The 17,841-nt window shown below is 57.1% G+C and carries 13 protein-coding genes; 6 read left to right on the top strand and 7 right to left on the bottom strand.

Annotated elements, in window-relative coordinates; translation table 11 throughout:
- Positions 1-18: 18 nt before the first annotated feature.
- Positions 19-1,257: an ornithine--oxo-acid transaminase gene (rocD, locus tag HS103_15785; GenBank protein MBE7514260.1), complete on the top strand. Its 1,239-nt coding sequence runs from the start codon at positions 19-21 to the stop codon at positions 1,255-1,257.
- A gap of 248 nt (positions 1,258-1,505) precedes the next feature.
- Positions 1,506-2,465 carry a twin-arginine translocation signal domain-containing protein gene (locus HS103_15780; protein ID MBE7514259.1) on the top strand — a complete coding sequence of 320 codons (960 nt, stop codon included), beginning with the start codon at positions 1,506-1,508 and terminating at the stop codon, positions 2,463-2,465.
- Here HS103_15780 and HS103_15775 read toward each other — a convergent pair.
- From HS103_15775 to HS103_15765, 3 genes are read right to left on the bottom strand one after another with little or no spacing between them, the layout of a single operon-like run.
- Positions 2,462-3,223, bottom strand: a complete 762-nt coding sequence (locus HS103_15775; protein ID MBE7514258.1) for an ABC transporter ATP-binding protein — start codon at positions 3,221-3,223, stop codon at positions 2,462-2,464. The two genes, HS103_15780 and HS103_15775, sit on opposite strands and share 4 nt — an antisense overlap.
- Positions 3,223-4,110, bottom strand: coding sequence for an ABC transporter ATP-binding protein (locus HS103_15770; GenBank protein MBE7514257.1), 888 nt, complete (start codon positions 4,108-4,110; stop codon positions 3,223-3,225). Before HS103_15770 ends, HS103_15775 begins: the two co-directional genes overlap by 1 nt.
- Positions 4,111-7,056 carry an ABC transporter permease gene (locus HS103_15765; GenBank protein MBE7514256.1) on the bottom strand — a complete coding sequence of 982 codons (2,946 nt, stop codon included), beginning with the start codon at positions 7,054-7,056 and terminating at the stop codon, positions 4,111-4,113.
- 606 nt (positions 7,057-7,662) lie between these two features.
- Between HS103_15765 and rseP the strand changes: the two genes are divergently transcribed.
- Genes rseP through HS103_15745 form a run of 4 tightly spaced genes read left to right on the top strand, consistent with a single transcriptional unit; the run spans position 7,663 to position 11,654 of the window.
- Positions 7,663-9,093 carry an RIP metalloprotease RseP gene (gene rseP / locus HS103_15760; protein ID MBE7514255.1) on the top strand — a complete coding sequence of 477 codons (1,431 nt, stop codon included), beginning with the start codon at positions 7,663-7,665 and terminating at the stop codon, positions 9,091-9,093.
- 24 nt (positions 9,094-9,117) lie between these two features.
- On the top strand, positions 9,118-10,041 hold the full coding sequence (locus tag HS103_15755; protein ID MBE7514254.1) for a HEAT repeat domain-containing protein: 924 nt from the start codon (positions 9,118-9,120) through the stop codon (positions 10,039-10,041).
- The gene (locus HS103_15750) at positions 10,042-10,317 is read left to right on the top strand and encodes an acylphosphatase (GenBank protein MBE7514253.1); all 276 of its coding nucleotides are present in this window, start codon (positions 10,042-10,044) and stop codon (positions 10,315-10,317) included.
- A 5-nt stretch (positions 10,318-10,322) separates the two neighbouring features.
- Positions 10,323-11,654, top strand: a complete 1,332-nt coding sequence (locus HS103_15745) for a hypothetical protein (GenBank protein MBE7514252.1) — start codon at positions 10,323-10,325, stop codon at positions 11,652-11,654.
- Positions 11,655-11,727: 73 nt separating this feature from the next.
- Here HS103_15745 and HS103_15740 read toward each other — a convergent pair whose 3' ends face one another.
- The 4 genes from HS103_15740 to HS103_15725 all read right to left on the bottom strand — a co-directional run bounded on the left by HS103_15740 (position 11,728) and on the right by HS103_15725 (position 17,646).
- Positions 11,728-12,693 carry a DUF3592 domain-containing protein gene (locus tag HS103_15740; GenBank protein ID MBE7514251.1) on the bottom strand — a complete coding sequence of 322 codons (966 nt, stop codon included), beginning with the start codon at positions 12,691-12,693 and terminating at the stop codon, positions 11,728-11,730.
- A 298-nt stretch (positions 12,694-12,991) separates the two neighbouring features.
- Positions 12,992-15,796 (bottom strand): hypothetical protein, encoded by a 2,805-nt coding sequence (locus HS103_15735; GenBank protein ID MBE7514250.1) that lies wholly within the window; start codon positions 15,794-15,796, stop codon positions 12,992-12,994.
- A 54-nt stretch (positions 15,797-15,850) separates the two neighbouring features.
- On the bottom strand, positions 15,851-16,975 hold the full coding sequence (locus HS103_15730) for a hypothetical protein (protein ID MBE7514249.1): 1,125 nt from the start codon (positions 16,973-16,975) through the stop codon (positions 15,851-15,853).
- 242 nt (positions 16,976-17,217) lie between these two features.
- The gene (locus HS103_15725) at positions 17,218-17,646 is read right to left on the bottom strand and encodes an IS5 family transposase (GenBank protein MBE7514248.1); all 429 of its coding nucleotides are present in this window, start codon (positions 17,644-17,646) and stop codon (positions 17,218-17,220) included.
- Positions 17,647-17,841: the final 195 nt, after the last annotated feature.

Genomic DNA, 17,841 nt, shown 5'->3' with positions numbered 1-17,841 from the left:
AATCTTGGAGGTTAAGGCATGAACAAGCACCGCGAACAGGGCGAGACGACGGTAGAACGCGCCGAACACTACATTACTTTAGAAGAACGCTATGGGGCGCATAACTATCACCCGCTGGACGTGGTTATTCACGAGGGGGCGGGCGTCTGGGTGACCGATGTCGAGGGCAACCGCTACCTTGACTGCCTCAGCGCCTATTCTGCGGTGAATCAGGGACATGCCCACCCAAAAATTCGGCAGGCGTTAATCGATCAGGCGGGGCGGGTGACGCTTACGGCGCGGGCATTCCGCAACGATCAATTAGGACCTTTTTACAAAGAACTTTGCGATACGCTTGGCTACCAGCGGGCGCTTCCCATGAACAGCGGCGCAGAGGCGGTGGAAACCGCCATTAAAATGGCGCGAAAATGGGGCTACAAAGTGAAGGGCGTGCCGGATGGCATGGCGGAAATCATCGTCTGCGATGGGAATTTTCACGGGCGGACGACGACGATCATCAGCTTCAGCAGCGAACCACAATATCGTGATGGGTTCGCCCCCTTTACCCCCGGTTTTAAGGCAATTCCATACGGGGATGCCAATGCCCTTGCCGCCGCCATTACCCCGAACACTGTCGGCTTTCTGATGGAGCCGATTCAGGGCGAAAATGGCGTGATTGTCCCGCCGGAGGGCTACTTGCGGCGCGTGGCGGAGATTTGCAAGCAGCACCGCGTGTTGTGGATCAACGACGAAATTCAGACAGGGTTATGCCGCACCGGACGTTGGCTTGTACAGAATTATGAAGATGTCCGCGCCGATGTGGTGATCCTCGGCAAGGCACTCTCTGGTGGGTTTTACCCCGTCTCGGCAGTGCTGGCGGATGATGAGGTGATGCTTGTTTTCAACCCGGGCGATCATGGCAGCACCTTCGGCGGAAACCCAATGGCGGCGGCGGTGGCACGGGCAGCGCTGCGCGTCTTGATAGACGAAAATCTTGCTGAAAACGCGGCGACGATGGGCGCGTACTTTCAGGAACGGCTGCGGGCAATCCAGAGTCCGCACATCAAAGAAGTGCGTGGACGTGGTTTGCTTATTGGGGTTGAATTAAGGGCAGAGGCAAACGGCGCACGGCGGTTCTGCGAGGCGCTGCGGGATCGGGGCATCTTGGCGAAGGAAACCCATGTGAACACGATCCGCTTTGCCCCGCCGTTGGTGATCACCCATGACGAAATTGACTGGGCGATAGCGCGGATTGAGCCAGTGCTGATGATGGCGTAATCTACCTATAAGTCCATCAGGAAGATTTCTAAAAGAACCCCTATCCCCCCTGCCCCCTTTCCCTGTTTACGGGGAAAGGGAGAAATTCTGCGGGCGAGGGGGATGAGGGGTAGCCGATTCTATAGTTGCCTTCCTGACAGACGACTAGTCTCTAGCGTAGGGAGAACGCTGCCCAAGACAAACGGAGTATAGCGTTCAAGTTGGGATACAATGATCCTAGCGTTGCGTTCTAGACGGAGGATCAGGGTATGGTGTTCAACCGCCTATCGCGTCGGACATTTCTAAAACGATCTGGCATAGCGGCAGCCGCCATTGCCATGCCACCCTTCCAGATCACCGCCGAACCAGCCCCCGCCCATCCCAACGCCGCCATCCTTCGGGGGACGCTCGGACTCCCCACCGATACACCCCTTTTCGGGCGTGCCTTTGCCACACACACTGCCCACGCCGCACCATCCACCACAGCCCCCCTGACCGAAACACTTCCGGCGGACAGCGTACACGCCATCAGCGCCTTGTCAGAGGACGGTGCATGGTATCGGCTGCCAGTGGGCTATGTCCAGAGGGATCGCCTCCAGCTTATCCTTCCCTACACACCCCCACCAGCGCTCACCGAAGGGACATATGGGGAGGTGATCGCGCCGTTCAGCGCCATTCGTCAATACTGCGCCACCGCCGCACCGATCTTAGAGCGGCTTTATTTTGGGATGGTTGTCATCGTCCATGAGACGCTGATCGATGATTACGGGATGCGGTGGTATTCGGTTTCGCTTGTGGCGGGCAGTCCGGCGGGGTATGGTTGGCTGCCCGCTGCGCATCTCGCCCCTTACCCGTTGGCGGGGACTGCCCTTGCCCAGCCCGCCGCGATCATCGACAGAGCGCAGGCGCGGCTGACCCTCTACGATGGGGGACGGAAGATCGGTGAGGCGGCAACCTATAGCTGGCTGAGCGCCCCCTTAGAGGGGATTCTGCGCGTCGTTGCACCCAGTGGAGTGGTGAGCGGTATATCGTATTTTCGCCCATCATTGATGATTGTTGAGGGTGCAGGCAGCCTATCCATCCCGGTTAGCGGGGCGTATTGGCACAACCGTTTTGGCGAACGCGGCACATCGTTAGAGCGAGAACGCATCGAACTATCCACTTTTGCGGCACGGGCGCTTTACGCGCTGGTGGATGGGCGAGGCGAACTCCCAATCAGCGTTCGCTAACGCCCCTTATAGCGTGTCTCAATCAAGCGCCCATCGCGCAGTTCGTGGACAATATCGGCTTCTGCCATGACCAGCGGATCATGGCTGACAATGACCATTGTCACGCCGCGCTCTACCACCAGCCGCCGCAGCAGATCAAGGATACGCCGTCCTGTGGCACTATCCAACTGACCGGTAGGTTCGTCGGCAAGGACAATCTGCGGCTTGGCGGCAAGGCAGCGGGCAATGGCAACGCGCTGCTGTTCCCCACCACTTAATTCATAGGGGCGATGGTGACTGCGGCGGGTTAACCCCACCCATTCGAGCGCCTCTGCGATGGCTGTCTCGCGTTCTTTGCGGGGGGCATTGCGCATCCGCAGCGGTACGCCAATATTTTCCGCCGCCGTCAGCAGGGGCAGCAGCCCGAAACTTTGAAAGACAAAGCCAAGCGTTTCGCGGCGGAGTGTAAGGCGGGCATTTTCATCCAAATCGCGCAGGCGCTTGCCGAGGATCACCACATCCCCTTGGGTGGGGGTATCCAAGCCGGCAATCAGGTTCAGCAGGGTTGTCTTGCCGCTTCCCGAACGCCCCACAATGGCGGTCATACGTCCCGGGTAAATCGCCAAATTCACCTGATTCACGGCGTGAACATCTTCCCCTTGCAGGTGATAGATATGGGAGAGGTTTTGAACCTCAATGACGGGATTCGCTGCGCTTTCCTGAGCAGAAGGATCGCTGTATGGGTGGGAGTCGCTTTGGGAACGGGTGGCAGTTGTCATCAATTCAGCCTCTCTTGATCATCGGGGTAAACGCCAATGTGATCTTCCCGAAGCTGTACCTTTGCCCGCTCCGCCAGACCGAGGGTTTCCATATAACTTTGCGGCAGTTGCAGCCGTCCAGCACGATCCACAATGGCGTATTCTTGTTCGCGGGTGGTTGCCCCAGAGCCATCCCGATCCCGCAGAATTTCGATACTTGTCCGTCCATCGCGCATCCCCACAACGCGATCCACCCGCGCCGAGACGTGCATATCGTGGGTGACAATGATGATCGTCACGTTCTCCTCGCGGTTGAAATCGCGCAGCGCCTTAAAAATCTGGTCAGCCGCTTCGCTATCGACCTCGCCGGTTGGTTCATCGGCAAGCAACAGGCGGGGGTGGTTTGCCATTGCCACCGCAATCGAAACGCGCTGCTGTTCGCCACCGGAAAGCCGATCTGGGCGGTGGGTAAGGCGGTGTCCCAAGCCGACGCGCTCCAAGAGATCGCGGGCGCGGGCGCGGCGCACCTTCACCCTCACACCGTCAAGCGCCATGGGGAGTTCAACATTTTCCAGCGCCGTCAGGTAAGGGAGAAGGTTTCGCGCCGTTTGCTGCCAGACGAAGCCCACCTCCCGACGGCGATAGAGGACTTGCTCCACACGCTTGAGATCAAGCAGGTTGTGTTCGCCCACATGGACACGCCCTGCGGTAGGCTTATCTAGCCCGCCGAGGATGTTCATGAGGGTGGACTTTCCCGACCCACTCGGACCAACCAGCGCCATCATTTCGCCCTGACCAATGCGCAGATCAATGCCCTGCAAAGCGACGACTTCGAGATCGGCAACCTTATAAATTTTCACCAAATTTTCGCACTCAATAAAGGGTGCGCCTTGTGAGTCTTGAGCCATTTATTCTTCACCCAATCGCAACACTTGATTGATATTTAAGCGACGCAGCCACCACGCCGCACCAAAGGTAAGCACAGCAAAGCTGAGGATCATCACCACCATGAGCATCAGCAGCGCCGGTAGGGGGAGAACCAACGTTGCCCCGCCCACAAGCCGCAAGAATGGCACAATGACATACGCCAATGCCCCTCCCAAAAGGATGCCCACGATCAACGCCGGAAGGACAAGAACGGTATGTTCGGTAATTAACTGCGCCCAAATGCGGTTTGCATTCCAGCCAAGCGCCCGCAGCACGGCAAAGCCCAACGAACGCCGCCGTGCCGTCACCGCCAAATAAAAGCCAAAATCAAGCAGACTGAGCGCTAACGATACCCAAAAACCAGCAAAAAGCATCCCCGCCGCCGCCGCCGGAAGGGGTTCTCTCAGCAGCGCCTCATAACGATCCGATGCCCAGGTGACCTTGACCCCCTTAAGGGTATTGAGGGCGTTTACTAGGGCGGGGGTGGACACTCGTGTGGTCAAATCCAGCCAGATTTGGTTTGGCACGGCGCGGTATGCCAGCGGCACACTGATATTGGCATTGAACGCCTGCATCAGGTAACCCTCGTTCATGATCAAAAATTGGTCGTTCGCCCCCAACGTGGGGAAATCGCGCACGATGCCGACGACCAGATAGATCACCGTATGGCGTGTGTTATCGGGCAGCAGCACACCGACACTGCCGAAACTCCCCATCATCAGGGGAAGGCGATCATCACGGAACTGCCGTCCTGCCTCCATCGCCATTTTTTCAGAGAGGATAGCGGGGTAAATCGTCTTAGAAACACTCTTTCCCAACTGGCGATCAAACTCTTGAAAGGTGGTCGGAATCACGGTTGTTAGGGGGTGGAGTATAGAGGCATATTCGGGAAAGATGTCCGCGATCTGGGCGGGCGTGATCCCGACGAAGGAAAACTGCTCCTCGCCGCCAAGCGGCGCCGAGTTATAGCGGGTGAGTGTCGTCGCCGCCCGCACGTCGGGAAGCGCCGCCCAATTTGCCGCATCCATCCGCCCGCCATTGGCAAGGTCGAGGTCGATGCGCACCGTCCCGCCGGTATCCTGCCGTGCTTGCGCCCATGTTCCCCCGTCACGGGTGGCGTTCAGCGCCAATGCCGCTGTGCCAAGCGCCAGTGTCCCAATCAGCAGCAGCACAAGCTGTCCGTAATGCCCAGGATCGCGCTCTACCGTCCAGACTGAAAGAGGCGAGGTCAGCCCATTGCTCCGCCGGAAGGGCGCTCCCACAAGGCGCACCACCAGCGGGAACAGCCGCAACCACAGCAGGGCTATCCCTGTGAGAAATAAAGCGGGTCCAACGAGGTTGAAGGGGTCGCCCAAGCCGCCCGTTCGCGTTGCGCTGTCGAGGAGAAGGCGAATCAACGCGCCCGGATTGCTGAAAAGAAGGGCGAGCGTCCCCCCTAAATCGCCCTCAATGAAGAACAACAAGCGGGCGATGAAGCCGAGTCCAACGAGGATAAAGATGATGTCCAGCCCATACCGCGCCCACAGGGGGCGATCCGGCGGGCGGGCGGCAATCTGCTTGAACTCTGCCAAACTGCGTCGTGCCGCCGAAAGCGCCGGCAAGGTGAGCATAACCAGTGAGGCGACGGCAGCAATCCCGCTGAGGATCACTGCCGAACGGGGAATCCCACTGATGGGGGCGACACCACCCGTCGCCGCGAAAAGGGGGCTGGCAACCAGCAAGAATTGTAAAATGAGAAGGGCGACCAACGGTCCGAGGATGAACCCGATCAGACATAAAATCGCCATCGTCAAGCCCTGAAGGGACATCAACTGCCCCACGCCCGCCCCTCGGCTGCTGAGCGACGCCCATTCTTCGCGCTGCTGTTCCAAAAACAAGCTGACCGTTGCCACCAGATGGTACAGCATCATGACCAGAACGGCACCCGCCAGCAAAATGACGGGCAGTTCGGCGCGGCTGACCGACTCTCGATAGGCATCAAGCAGCTTCAAAATCGGGGCAAAGCTGAGCAACCCTGGGTACTCTGCGCCGATCTTGGCAATCACATTCCGAAGGTTTTCTTGGGTGTCGGCAATGTTATCAGCATTGATAGCGTTCACATTCAGGGCGACGCGCCACAAAAAGCTGTTGTTGTCGCGGTTGTTTGTGCGGGTTGCCCGCGCCACCCAGTCTGTATACGCGCCCTCGGTAACGATGAACGCCATATTGTAAGCACGGGTGGTCAGCCCCGTCTCGATGATCTCCCCTTCAAGGGCGGCGCGGTTGGAATCCCACAGGGGGTCGGTTAGATCGACGGCTTCGACAATGCCGACGACATGGACGACCACATGATCGCCCGGGCGCTCGCCAATGACGAAGCGCGTCCCGATCTCGTAGCGAGACCGTTCGGCAACCAGCGGGGTGATCACTGCCTCCACCTCACCGAGGGAGTAAATGCCCACCCCTTTGGCGATCTGATCTTCGGACGTCAGCGCTTGGCGGGCGGGGTCGTCGGGCGGGGCAAGCCGTTGGGGAAAGCGCCCATCGAGCAGCCGAAAGCGCGTCGCCATATCGGAAAAAGCAAAGGCGTAGTGGCGAAATTCCGAACGTCCGCTGAGTTCTGTTGTTGGTTCACCATAGTTGAGGGCAAAACCGCCAAAGGGTGACCCAGAGCGGCTGACGCGGATCAGACCGTCGTTTAAATCAGCAATAGACGCATTGAGCGTGTCCCACGCAGCGGGGGCGTAGGGCGTCGGGCTGATCAAGGTGAGAGCGCGGTCTGCTACGGGGAAGGACTCAAACTCATGGAGCAAGCCCGCCTGTACCATCACCCGCACGTAGAGCGGGGCAAGGGCGAAAAACCCAGTGACGAGGCAGACCGCCAGCGTGAGCGCCGCAAGCTGACGAGGCAAACGCCTGACACGGCGAAGAACAAGAGAGAGATTCAAGGGTTCATCCTGAAAAACAGGGCATAGGTGCTTCGTGGGCGTGTGTTTGGGTTGTCTCGCCCTCAGCCTTAGCCAACAGGTAAACAAGTCACTGGCAAAGGAGCATTGTACATCTCGGCACGCTTCGATTCAACTGCGAATCAAGGATAACTAGTAGTTCGTCAGGAAAATTTCTAAAGAACCCCTATCCCCCGATTACTGCGCAGCAGTCCCCTTTCCCCGTACACAGGGAAAGGGGAGAAATGCTGCGGGCAAGAGGGTGAGGGGGAAGCCCCCTCAAAGACCTCAGTTCCCCCCTTCTCCCGGAGGGAGAAGGGGGCAGGGGGATGAGGACTATCTCTTTCTATGGTTATCTTCCTGATGGACTACTAGCGCCGAACCCATTGAAGTGGTGGGATTATAGGGATTATCCCAGTGTCCTCGCCACTACCCTCGCCTATCGGTGTAGTGAGATGGTAACAATCGGCTCTCAGCCAATCTTCATTGCCACGCGCTTTCTCTATACAGTATAATTGGCGTCACTGTCCTTGAATTACCATCCTTGACCACCAAAGCAAAGCGCCAAGTGCCTTGTTTTGATGCGCCTAAACGCGGAACACAAAACCTATGGATTCGTTTATTCTCTCGGTTATCGCCTTCCTCATTGTGCTTGGTCCCCTGATCATCATTCACGAATGGGGGCATTTCATTGCCTGCCGGATTGTGGGCGTCACCGTGTTGGAGTTTGGGATTGGCTTTCCCCCCCGCGCCGTGAAACTCTTTGAACGAAATGGGACAATCTACAGCCTGAACTGGCTGCCCATCGGCGGCTTTGTCCGCCCGCTTGGGGAGGATTTCGTTCGCCCCCTGAGCGCCGAGGCAACCGAGGCGGAAAAGGCAGCCTACACAATCTACCAAGCAGAGTTGGCAGAAGTTGCCAAAAAGTCGAAGCAGCCGATCAAGGGCGTTATGGATGTCGGTCCGTGGTCGCGGATGCTCTTTTTAGCGGCGGGGTCTACGATGAACTTCATCGCTGGCTTCGTCATTTTGGTCGTCGCCGCGCTGATTGGTATCCCCTCCCCCGCCCCTATCGTTGCTGGGGCAAGCATCACCTCTCCGGCGGGAACATCCGGCTTCGTTTTTGGGGATTTGGTGGTCGCCGTGAATGGGACGCTGGTCACGGACGCTAACGCTGTCACAGCAGCACTGAACGAGAGCGCGGGAAAGCCCGTCACCGTCACCATTGAACGCAACGGCGAACGGCGCGACCTGACCATCCAACCGACAGACGCGGTGCGCCCTCGACAAAACCCCATTGTCACTGGCACAGCGAAAGATTCCCCCGCCGCTGGCGTCTTTGAACAAGGTGATATTATCCTTGCTGTGAACGGGACGCCTGTTTCAACGAACGAAACACTTCAAAAACTGGTCGAAGAAAATGCGGGCAAGCTGACGCCGATCACGATTGTCCGTAAGGGCGAGGAAAAGGTGGTTGAGGTCACCCCGCGCGAGACCCCCCCTGAAAATCAAGGGCGTGTAGGGATTTTCCTCTCCGAAAAGGCACTGGAATACAATCAAAACTTTGGGCTGGCAGTGTTAGACAGCACAAATGGCGGGATCACCCGCTTGGGCTTTGGCGATGCTGTCAATTACGGCATTACGCGAACAGGGGCGATCCTCAATCAACTGATCACTTTCCCTGTTGAATTGGTACGCGGGCTGCGGACAATCCAAGAGGCACGTCCGGTCAGCATCGTCGGTATTTCCCAGATCGGCTCTCAGGCGCTGCAAGCCTCCATAGAAGAACGGCGTCCACACTGGATTTTGAACTTTGCCGCCCTGATCAGCATCGCGCTAGGCTTCACGAATCTGCTGCCCATCCCGGGCTTTGATGGTGGACGAATTCTCTTTGTCATCATCGAACTTTTGCGCCGGAAGCCGATGAACCCCGAACGGGAAGGGATGATTCACTTTGTTGGGTTGATGATCATCTTGGCGTTGTTCGTCCTCTTGATTATCAACGATATTGTTAACCCTATTGGACAAATCATTCGCTAGAGATGAGGGAATAGAGAGCGCGGTGTGCTTCACTTTGACGATGTGATCCGTACCTTGAAGGATTCGGAAATAACCCTGACGAAGAGTCTTGTCCGCCGCCTCTCTAACCTTGAGGACAAGGAACGTGAGGCACTTCTAACGGCGTGGGGGGAGATACCCCTTGAGCGCCGTCAAAAGCTGATGCGCCATATTGCCGACATCAGCGAATCGGATTTTGATACCGATTTTGGCGTGATTAACCGCCTTGCCATGACGGACTTAAACGAGAACGTCCGTTATGCGGCAATCGAGGCAAGCGCCCAAGATGAATCAGCGCTCACCTTTCACGCCCTGCTGCCCATTGCCTCGGTTGATCTTTCCGTGCGTGTACGGGCGGCGGCACTTAGTGCGTTGGGACGATTTATCCTCGCTGGCGAGTTAGGAACGTTCAGTAAGATGCTCTCTCGTCAAGCAGAAAACCTTGCCCTGCGGCTGTACAAAAACAAGAGCGTTGATACAGAGGTGCGCCGTCGGGCGTTGGAGGCGGTTGCCAACTCCAGCCGAGAGGAAGTCGATGCCCTCATCCGTGACGCCTATGACTCAGGAGATTTACCGCTCCAGACCAGCGCGGTCTATGCGATGGGGCGTTCTTGTGATGAAAAATGGGCGCGGGTTGTCGTCCGCGAGTTGGGTAACAGTGATTCCGCCATGCGCTATGAGGCAATTCGGGCAGCCGGCGAGCTTGAACTAGAAGAAGCCGTCAGCCAGATTGCCCCCAACCTACAAGGTGGGGATCGCCAATTGATGGAAATGTCCATTTGGGCGTTGGGGGAGATCGGCGGCGGGGAGGCACGCCGCCTGCTTGATGAGATGATCGAGTATGCCGAGGACATTGACGATGATGCGCTCATGGAGATGATCGAAGATGCCCTTGCCAATGTCAGCTTGGGCAGCGGGTTGGTGTTTTAGATGCCAACGATCTCTGTGCGGGTGGAAGGAATTGTCCAAGGGGTGGGCTACCGCGCTTGGACGCGCACACAAGCCACACGCCTTAAGCTCACCGGGTGGGTGAGCAACCTTTCTGATGGGGGGGTGGCAATCACGGCGACGGGAAGCCCCGACGCCTTAGGGGATTTCACCCAACGCCTGTGGCGCGGTCCGGCAAACGCGATGGTGAAGAACGTCGTAATCACCCCTCATGAGACGGAATCCTCCTTTGCCAGTTTTGAGATTCGTTATACCTAGACGCGATGACTTCAACCGTTAAGACCGCCAAACCGTACCACCTGAGCCATCCGCAAGCGGTGGCTTGGGTGATTCTTTTGGCGGGCTTTGTCGTCTTTTGCGCCTTGTCGGTCAGCGGGGCGGCGTTCGCCCACTGGTTTTTGTTCGAGTCGCAAATCGACATGGACATGACTCTTGCCGTCAGCCGAGGGCGGGTGGATATTCGCCTTCCCGATGGAACAAGTACCGTTATCGGACGAACTGAGCGCGTCGGTGCCAACACCCTCTTTCTTCTCGATTCCGGCACACAGGGACAGGTGATTATCCAAGATAATTATGCCGAGCGCGTGATCGCCACCCTCTACCTACTCCAAGAAAGCACAATCACCCTTAACAACGGGGTGCGTCCTCGCTTTGAGTGGAGCAGCGGCGGCTATGAGATCAGCTTTGGGGCGGCGGCGGGACGCTTTGCGGTGGAAATACCCCCTAACCTTGCCCATCCCTTACGGATGACCATCCGCACCCCATCGGGAGAGGCGCGGTTCAGCCAAGCCGGAAAGTTCCGCTTAGAGGTTGTTGAAGGGCGAACGATCCTTACCGCGTGGGAGGGTGTCGCTGCCCTTTATGCCGTGAATGGGGGTGAAAGCCCTGTCAGCAGCGGGCAGTTCATTATTGCTCAGGGCGAGAACGAAAATGCCCAAGTCTTTGCGGCGCAGGGTGTCAACGACGAACTCTTGAACGCGAATTTTGGTAGCTTAAGCGATATTGAGACAAATTCCGCCCTACCCATTGGGTGGGCGTGTACAAGCCAGGCAAATAAACAAAACGAACCGCAAGGGGCGATTGGGCGAACGCTTTACAACAACGCCGTCGTGTTGAGGATGCGGCGCATCGGGGAGGGTTTGGATCACGCCGAGAGCCGCTGTAGTTATACCTTTGGGCTGACCCCTGATATTCCTCTGGATGTGACCGGTTACGCTTCCCTTTCGCTTCGCGCCGCCATTAAGATACGCCTTCAGGATGTCACCACCTGCGGGATTCGCGGCTCGGAATGTCCGGTTATGCTGGAATTGGAATATTTGGCAAAGGGAAATACCCCCAACGAACCGCAGTTTTGGCGGCACGGCTTTTATGCCCTACGCCCCCCTGTCGATAGCAACCCGCTGATCTGTGATACCTGCCTGCAAGACCATGAAAAGCTGACCCCAGACACATGGTATCTCTATGATTCCGGTGATTTGCTCAGCCTGCTCCCCGAAAACAAGCGCCCTGAAAAAATCATCCGTCTGAAGGTCTATGCGTCCGGTCATGCCTATGATGCAGTGGTGGCGGATTTGGCGCTGGTGGGAAGGCGCTAACGAGGGTACGGCGGTGTAGGGCGCATACCATGCGCCCACAGAGGATAGGGGTGGGTGACGTATGGGCTACACCTTAAAGCATTCGATGTGCTTTGTTTCCATCCCAAACAACAACGACGGCTGTTCCCACCGGCGGGAACGACTGCTTGCGAAGGTCGTTACGATTTGCGCTTGATGATCCCTTCAGCGTCTGTCCATCCGGCGTTTGGGCGGTATATTTGGCGGTGACGGTATAGCCAGATTTGCTGCTTGATCCGCGAATCTGTGTCAGCCTTCCGGCAAGCACCATCCCCCGCCGTTCGAGGCGTTTATGCCGCCTAAAAGTAACAATGCCTCCGAAGAACATCGGGACACCAACAAGAAATCCAACGATTCCGGCGATCACCATGCCGTTGGTGTAGCTATTCTCAACAAGGTGGGCATTATAGGGATCATCTTTCGCATAACGTACCTGAAGCGTTGAGCCGTTGGAGACACGGGAATATAGCGAGCTATTTACGGCTTCTTTAATCGTAATGTCTCGCTCATTGCCAGCACGGAACTGGTAATGGATATAGTAGGTTGTGCCACCTTTACTCCCCCGCGAGGTGGTGCGGCTCGTCACCGTTGCTGTCGTTGTCACCCCATTTGTGGTGCGGGCGTTCGCCCGGATGGTATCATAAAGCCACATCCCACCTAAGGCGACCATAAAAATAAACCCGAACACAACCAGTGCCATCCCGCCGCTCGAGGTCAGTTTGCGGGTTTGGGGAAAGGAGGCTTGTTTCGGCACAAGGAAAAAGGCGTTCGGCGGCACTTTGTCAGCCGCGGACCCACTGTAATCCGTTCCATACGAGGCGCTTTTAGTTTGTTCGCTTCGCTGCCCTTCAATGGTTGGCTCATATTTTTCACGCAGTTGACCGAGCCAATCGAGTGATTCTACGGTTGGCGATGCCTTCCGTTTGGGGGAATCCTCAAACGGGGAACTGCTCATAATCACCTTTGGCTTTTCCTTCGCCTCTGGTTTTTCGGTCTTGTCCGTGTCATAGGGCTGAAACATTGCCAAGCCTCCTGTGCCTGCGCAGGTTCAAAGAGATCACAACTCACCTTACGCACCCCTCATCCCCCTAGCCTCCTTTTCCCTTTGGGGAGAAGGAGGAATCCTATTTTTGAGGGGACTTTCCCCTCACGCTACCCCTTTGCCAAAACACAGGGGAAACAAAGCCAACTGCGTGAGGTGAGATCATATAATGATGATGCGCTGAATGTGTCTGTCATACTCTACACCCGTTTTGGGGGAAGGGGAATCCCCTCCTTATTAGGGGGTGAGAACGCGCCCATTTGCGCCGTCGATCCTTCTACTTCACTGCCGACGATGGAAAAGCGACGAAATCCCCGACGGGCGTTCCATCCACAAGCGTTACGGGGAGGCGCAGCCCGTTGTCCTGAACATACAGCCCAATGCGAATCGTATAGCCTTCTGCGCCCGGCTGCACGATGTAGGTGTCACGGATGTATTCACCGATAATCCAGCGCGAGGTTGGGCGGGATGGCGGCTTGTCTTGCTGGTTATCAAGCCGTCCATCGGCATTGATGACATGGACAAAGGTGGTGTAATCTTGCTCAGGGATCGCCCGTGCCTGCCAGATCAGATCAAGGCGGAGGCTCTCCCCCTCGCGCTGGATGGTGTGAGCGACGAGATCAATTTGCCCGCCAAAGGTATAGATCACCGGGGCGGGGTTTTCCGGCGGGGTGAAATCGCGCTCCACCCGGATTACCTCTAACCCGCCCAGATCGTAGTTTTCTACTCCCACATGCAGCGTCAGCATATACCCTCCCGCTGGCATTTCCGTTGGAATGGGAACAGCATAGTGCGCCGTGACGATTTGCCTTGCCGCCCATTCTCTAAAGGGGAACGCCCCCTCCCTCCTATAGAGGGTGAGCGGCGTTCCTTCTGTCGTCCCCGTGGCAGTGATCGTCACCTCACCAAGATCGCTGGGGATAGTCTCGGCGTACCAATCCACTGTGAGGGGCAACCTAGCCCCTTGCTCAACTTCCGCTGGATAGTCTGGTGGGCGTAGAATGACCAAGCCGCTGCTCAGGCGAACCGCCGCTGCTGGAAGGGTGAACCCCTCCGGCGCGGTGTCCCCCTTCCGGCGGGAATAGACGCCGCCTTCCTCCCAAATGCCGCGAAATGCCCCCTCCCCATCCAATACTGGGAGGTAATGGGTGGGATCGGTGCGCCCCACCCACGCCACCTGTAGACGATAGTCCCCCGGCGGCAACCCCGACGGAAGCGAGAGTCGCGTTGACAGGCGCAGCGTTTCGGTGGGCAGCCAACGCCGCGTCTGCTCTATGTACGGGTTGGCGCGGACGATTTCCCGCTGTGGATCAGCCGCATCGACCAGCCGAAAAACGGGCGCTAGATCGTCTCGATCTGGCGTTTGCAGGATGCGCCATGAACTAGCGAGCGTGAGCGTCCCCGGTGTCTCCCCCTCAGCTATGCTTATACCTTGCCAGCGGCGGAGAACACCGCCAAAGGTCATGGAGCTAGGGGCAGTTTCTTCTTGAAACCAGTTTATATCCCCTTTGGGAAGATAGTAAATCGTCACTGCTGTTTGCCCATCAACGCCTGTCAAGCGGGTGATGTTCACCGGCGGCACGAAGAAATTCACCCCCACAGCTTTCGGAAAGATATAGAGCGCTTCTTGTGTTGTTCCCCCGTCGGAGGGGGGTACGATCATCTGATCTGCCATAAGCCAGCGCACTTGATGATGGGGGATATTCGCGGCGAGGATCGTCGGGTGGTTGTAATATTCCGAAGCAATGTAAATGATTTCTCGCGGACGGTGATTTTTTTCCAGCCAATGGGCGGCGAGGGCGTAATCGCCATTTGAATCATAGAAAACCTGTGGGTTTTGCCCCCACGCTTGGTAATCCCCCCATGTGTTCAGGGCAAGAGCGAGGATCAGAATGCCGCCTAAAAGCGCCCCCAAACGCCGCTGAACTGTCTCCCCCCTAAGACGGGGGAGGCTTTCCCACAGCGCCACCGCCCCCCACGCTGGAAGGAAGAACACCAACGGCACCATGCCCACCGAGCGCATATGGCTAGGCGGCAATCCACCGACAGCGATCACACTCGGCGCGATCAGCAGCGGACAGAGAATGACAAATACCGCCGCCAAACGCTGCCCTATGCCTTGCCCCCGCCGCAGGAGGACGATCACCGCTGCAATGAAGCCGATCACAAATAACCCGCCACTGATCGGGTCAAACCAGGGACGTCCAGGATAGAGGTTGTAGCGGAGGAGCGGATCACCCCGCAGGAAAAACATCTCTAGGTGCAGGCGCAGACTGTCCATCAGCGTGACCGTTTTCCCGCCGGGGGCAAGCTGCGCCAAGCGATCTAAGAGGACATCGGCGTGATTCAGGTAAAACAAGGCAATGGGCAAGGCGACGATTCCCATCGCCCCCAAAACAACCAGCGTCGCCCGAATCAAGCGCCCGCGCCGCTCCCTGTCAATGAGGATCACATAGCCAATAGGCAGCAGCAGCCACAAGGGAAAGACACGCGCCGCCATGTAGACATAAAGCGCCGCCCCGCCGAAGAATCCAGCAGCGGCAAGCCAAAAGAGACTACTGGGAATACGTTTGATGGGGATGGCGGGGTGGACGATGATCTTGTTCAGCCCAACGACGAGACACCACAAGGAAAGCGCTTCGAGAAGGGGCTGCGGGCTGGTGCGAAACCCCTGCCGTGTCAGCCACACCTGCGCCCCATTCACCGCCAAAAAGCCCCCCGCCCAAAGCGGGAGGGCGAAACGTCCCCGCTGCCCTCGAAAAAGCGTCTTTCCGAGGGCGATAGTCGCCGCCACTGTCAGAATACCGAGGAAGGCGCTTGTCAGGCGCGTCGCCATGACGTGCGTCCCGAAAATTCCCAAAAGTGGGACAGAGAGGTAGTAAAAGAGCGCTTCCCGCCCTGAATAGGCGGTGACGACGGGAAAGGGGTTGTAGCCATAAAAGGCAGTATCCCGCCCTAAGAGCATATCCGCCGCCTCATCGTAATGAAGACCGGGCGGGTAACGATCCAAATCAGCGAGACGCAACACCGCACTCAGAAGGATGATGGCTGTGGCGAGGGCAAGAAACCGAAGGCGAGTCACAACACTATTGTTCCTTTGAATAAAGTAGCATTCCAGTGAGAATCGGCGTGCCGTTTAGTCACCCGTTTTCACCGTCAACACGTACCCACCGTTCGTGCGCCCCGCCTCCCCGCCAAAGCGCGAGACGACGATCACATAGGCGCCCGATGTTGGGATGCGAAACGCTGTGATACGGGCGAAACGTCCTCGCGCTCCGCTATCTTGCTGTGCCGCCACCCGCAAACGAATATCGAGGAGGGTCACGGTTGGGTCAAGCCCACCGCCGCCGCGCCGCGCTTCAATGGTGAGGACATCGCCCGCCGCCACTGTCAGAAGGTAGTAACGGGCGACTGCCGCATCGCTGATCTCGCCCGTTTTTATTTCCCCGATTTCAATCTGTTCGGCAAGTTCGGGCGTAAAGCCAAGCTGATCATCCGCCCGCCGCGTCAGGCTGAGGGCGAATGCCCCTTGTGTTGTCCCCGCCGCCCCCCCGAAACGCTCTACGCCAATCAGGTAATTGCCCGATTTTCCGATGCGAAAATCACGGATAGCAGCGTCAAGCGTTCCAGCGCTTTGAGGGTCTTCATCGTTAATCAGAATCACGTGACCTTCGGCGTCGGCAAAAATAAGCACGGGATCGAGATCGCCGGAAATCCGATTCAACTCAATCGTGATAATATCGCCGCGCAAGGCAGCAAAACTGTACAAACGCTGCGGGGTGGTGTCGCCTAGCGCCTCAACCATCGCCTGATCAAAGCCGATGGGCTGCGCTCCGCCCGAAATGAGGGCGGGATCACTTGCCACGCCAATGCGCTGAAGGGTGAGCGAAAAATTGCCCGCTGTCGTCCCTAAGGTTTCCCCAAAACGGGCGACAACGATGAAGTATGCCCCGTCTGCGGGGAGCGCCGCCCCTCGGATTGCCGCGGCTAAGCCGCCGCCGCCATCATCATTATGGGTGATCACCTCGCCCGCCGCACTGAGAAGGATCACCACCGGATCAAGATCGCCGCTCCCCCGCGTCAGGTTGGCATCAATGATCTCGCCCGCCGTTCCCTGAAAGGTATAGACAAGGCGCGGCGTAGCATTATCCAGTTTTCCGCTGACAGTTTGCCCATAGAGGATCGTATTATCGCCCTGCCCCTGTGCGGGACGGGGAAGGGCAAGGAGGAGAAACAGAAGAAGAACGAATCGGTAGCGCATGGGCAGAATCATAACGCAAGATTTCAACAGAGGGCGGGGCGAAATATTAGGAAAAACATGGCGTACAGTCTGATAGATGGCTAATGTTAAGTGGCGATGCATGGAATGGGGTAAAATCTTTCTTTAATCTCCGTTCGGTTAATACGTTGATCGTTGTCGAACGCAAGAACGGTGTATCTATCTTCAACCGGCTGGATAAGGCTGACTTTCAAACGTGGCTAGAAGATTACTCGGTGGGGGAATTATGGGAGAAAAATATCCTCGGAGGCAGACCTTAAATGGTACGTGTTCATATCATCTTTCAGCTTATGGGGTTGGGCGCTGTCCACATGCAAGCCGATGGGCAACCCGTTCCCATCGACCACGGTCATGACCTTCGCCCCTTTGCCGACTTTGGTCTTGCCTACGCCATCCAGCCGGCCCAGGAACGTGCGCCAAATCCGCTCCCATGTCCCGTCGAGCGACCACTCATTCAACCGTCGCCAGCACGTGCTGTCCGAGCCGTACTCCTTGGGCAGGTCTCGCCAAGCACAGCCTGTTTTCAGCACATACAGAATGCCGTTCAACGTCTGGCGGTCGTCGTTTCGCGGACGACCTCGTTTACCCATTTTCTTGGGAATGAGCGGTTCAACCACCGCCCATTGTTCATCGCTTAAATCATGTCTGCTCATGCTTCTATTTTAGCTTCAATGACTATTTTGAAATAGGTTCTACACAATTGCCCTAAGATAAGGTAGCACAAGGCTGATCACCCCTATCAATGTGGCGTTGGGGGGCGACACCCCATTCTGACAAAATATCCATAATCTACTAACAATCCATGAACGCCCAATAGGAGGCAATACCCTACAGGCTGTTAATTGACA

The sequence above is a fragment of the Anaerolineales bacterium genome, assembly GCA_015075625.1.
In the GTDB taxonomy this organism is placed as follows: domain Bacteria; phylum Chloroflexota; class Anaerolineae; order Aggregatilineales; family UBA2796; genus UBA2796.
Note: the sequence above shows the minus strand (reverse complement) of the source record. Positions and strands in the feature narration are given on the sequence as shown.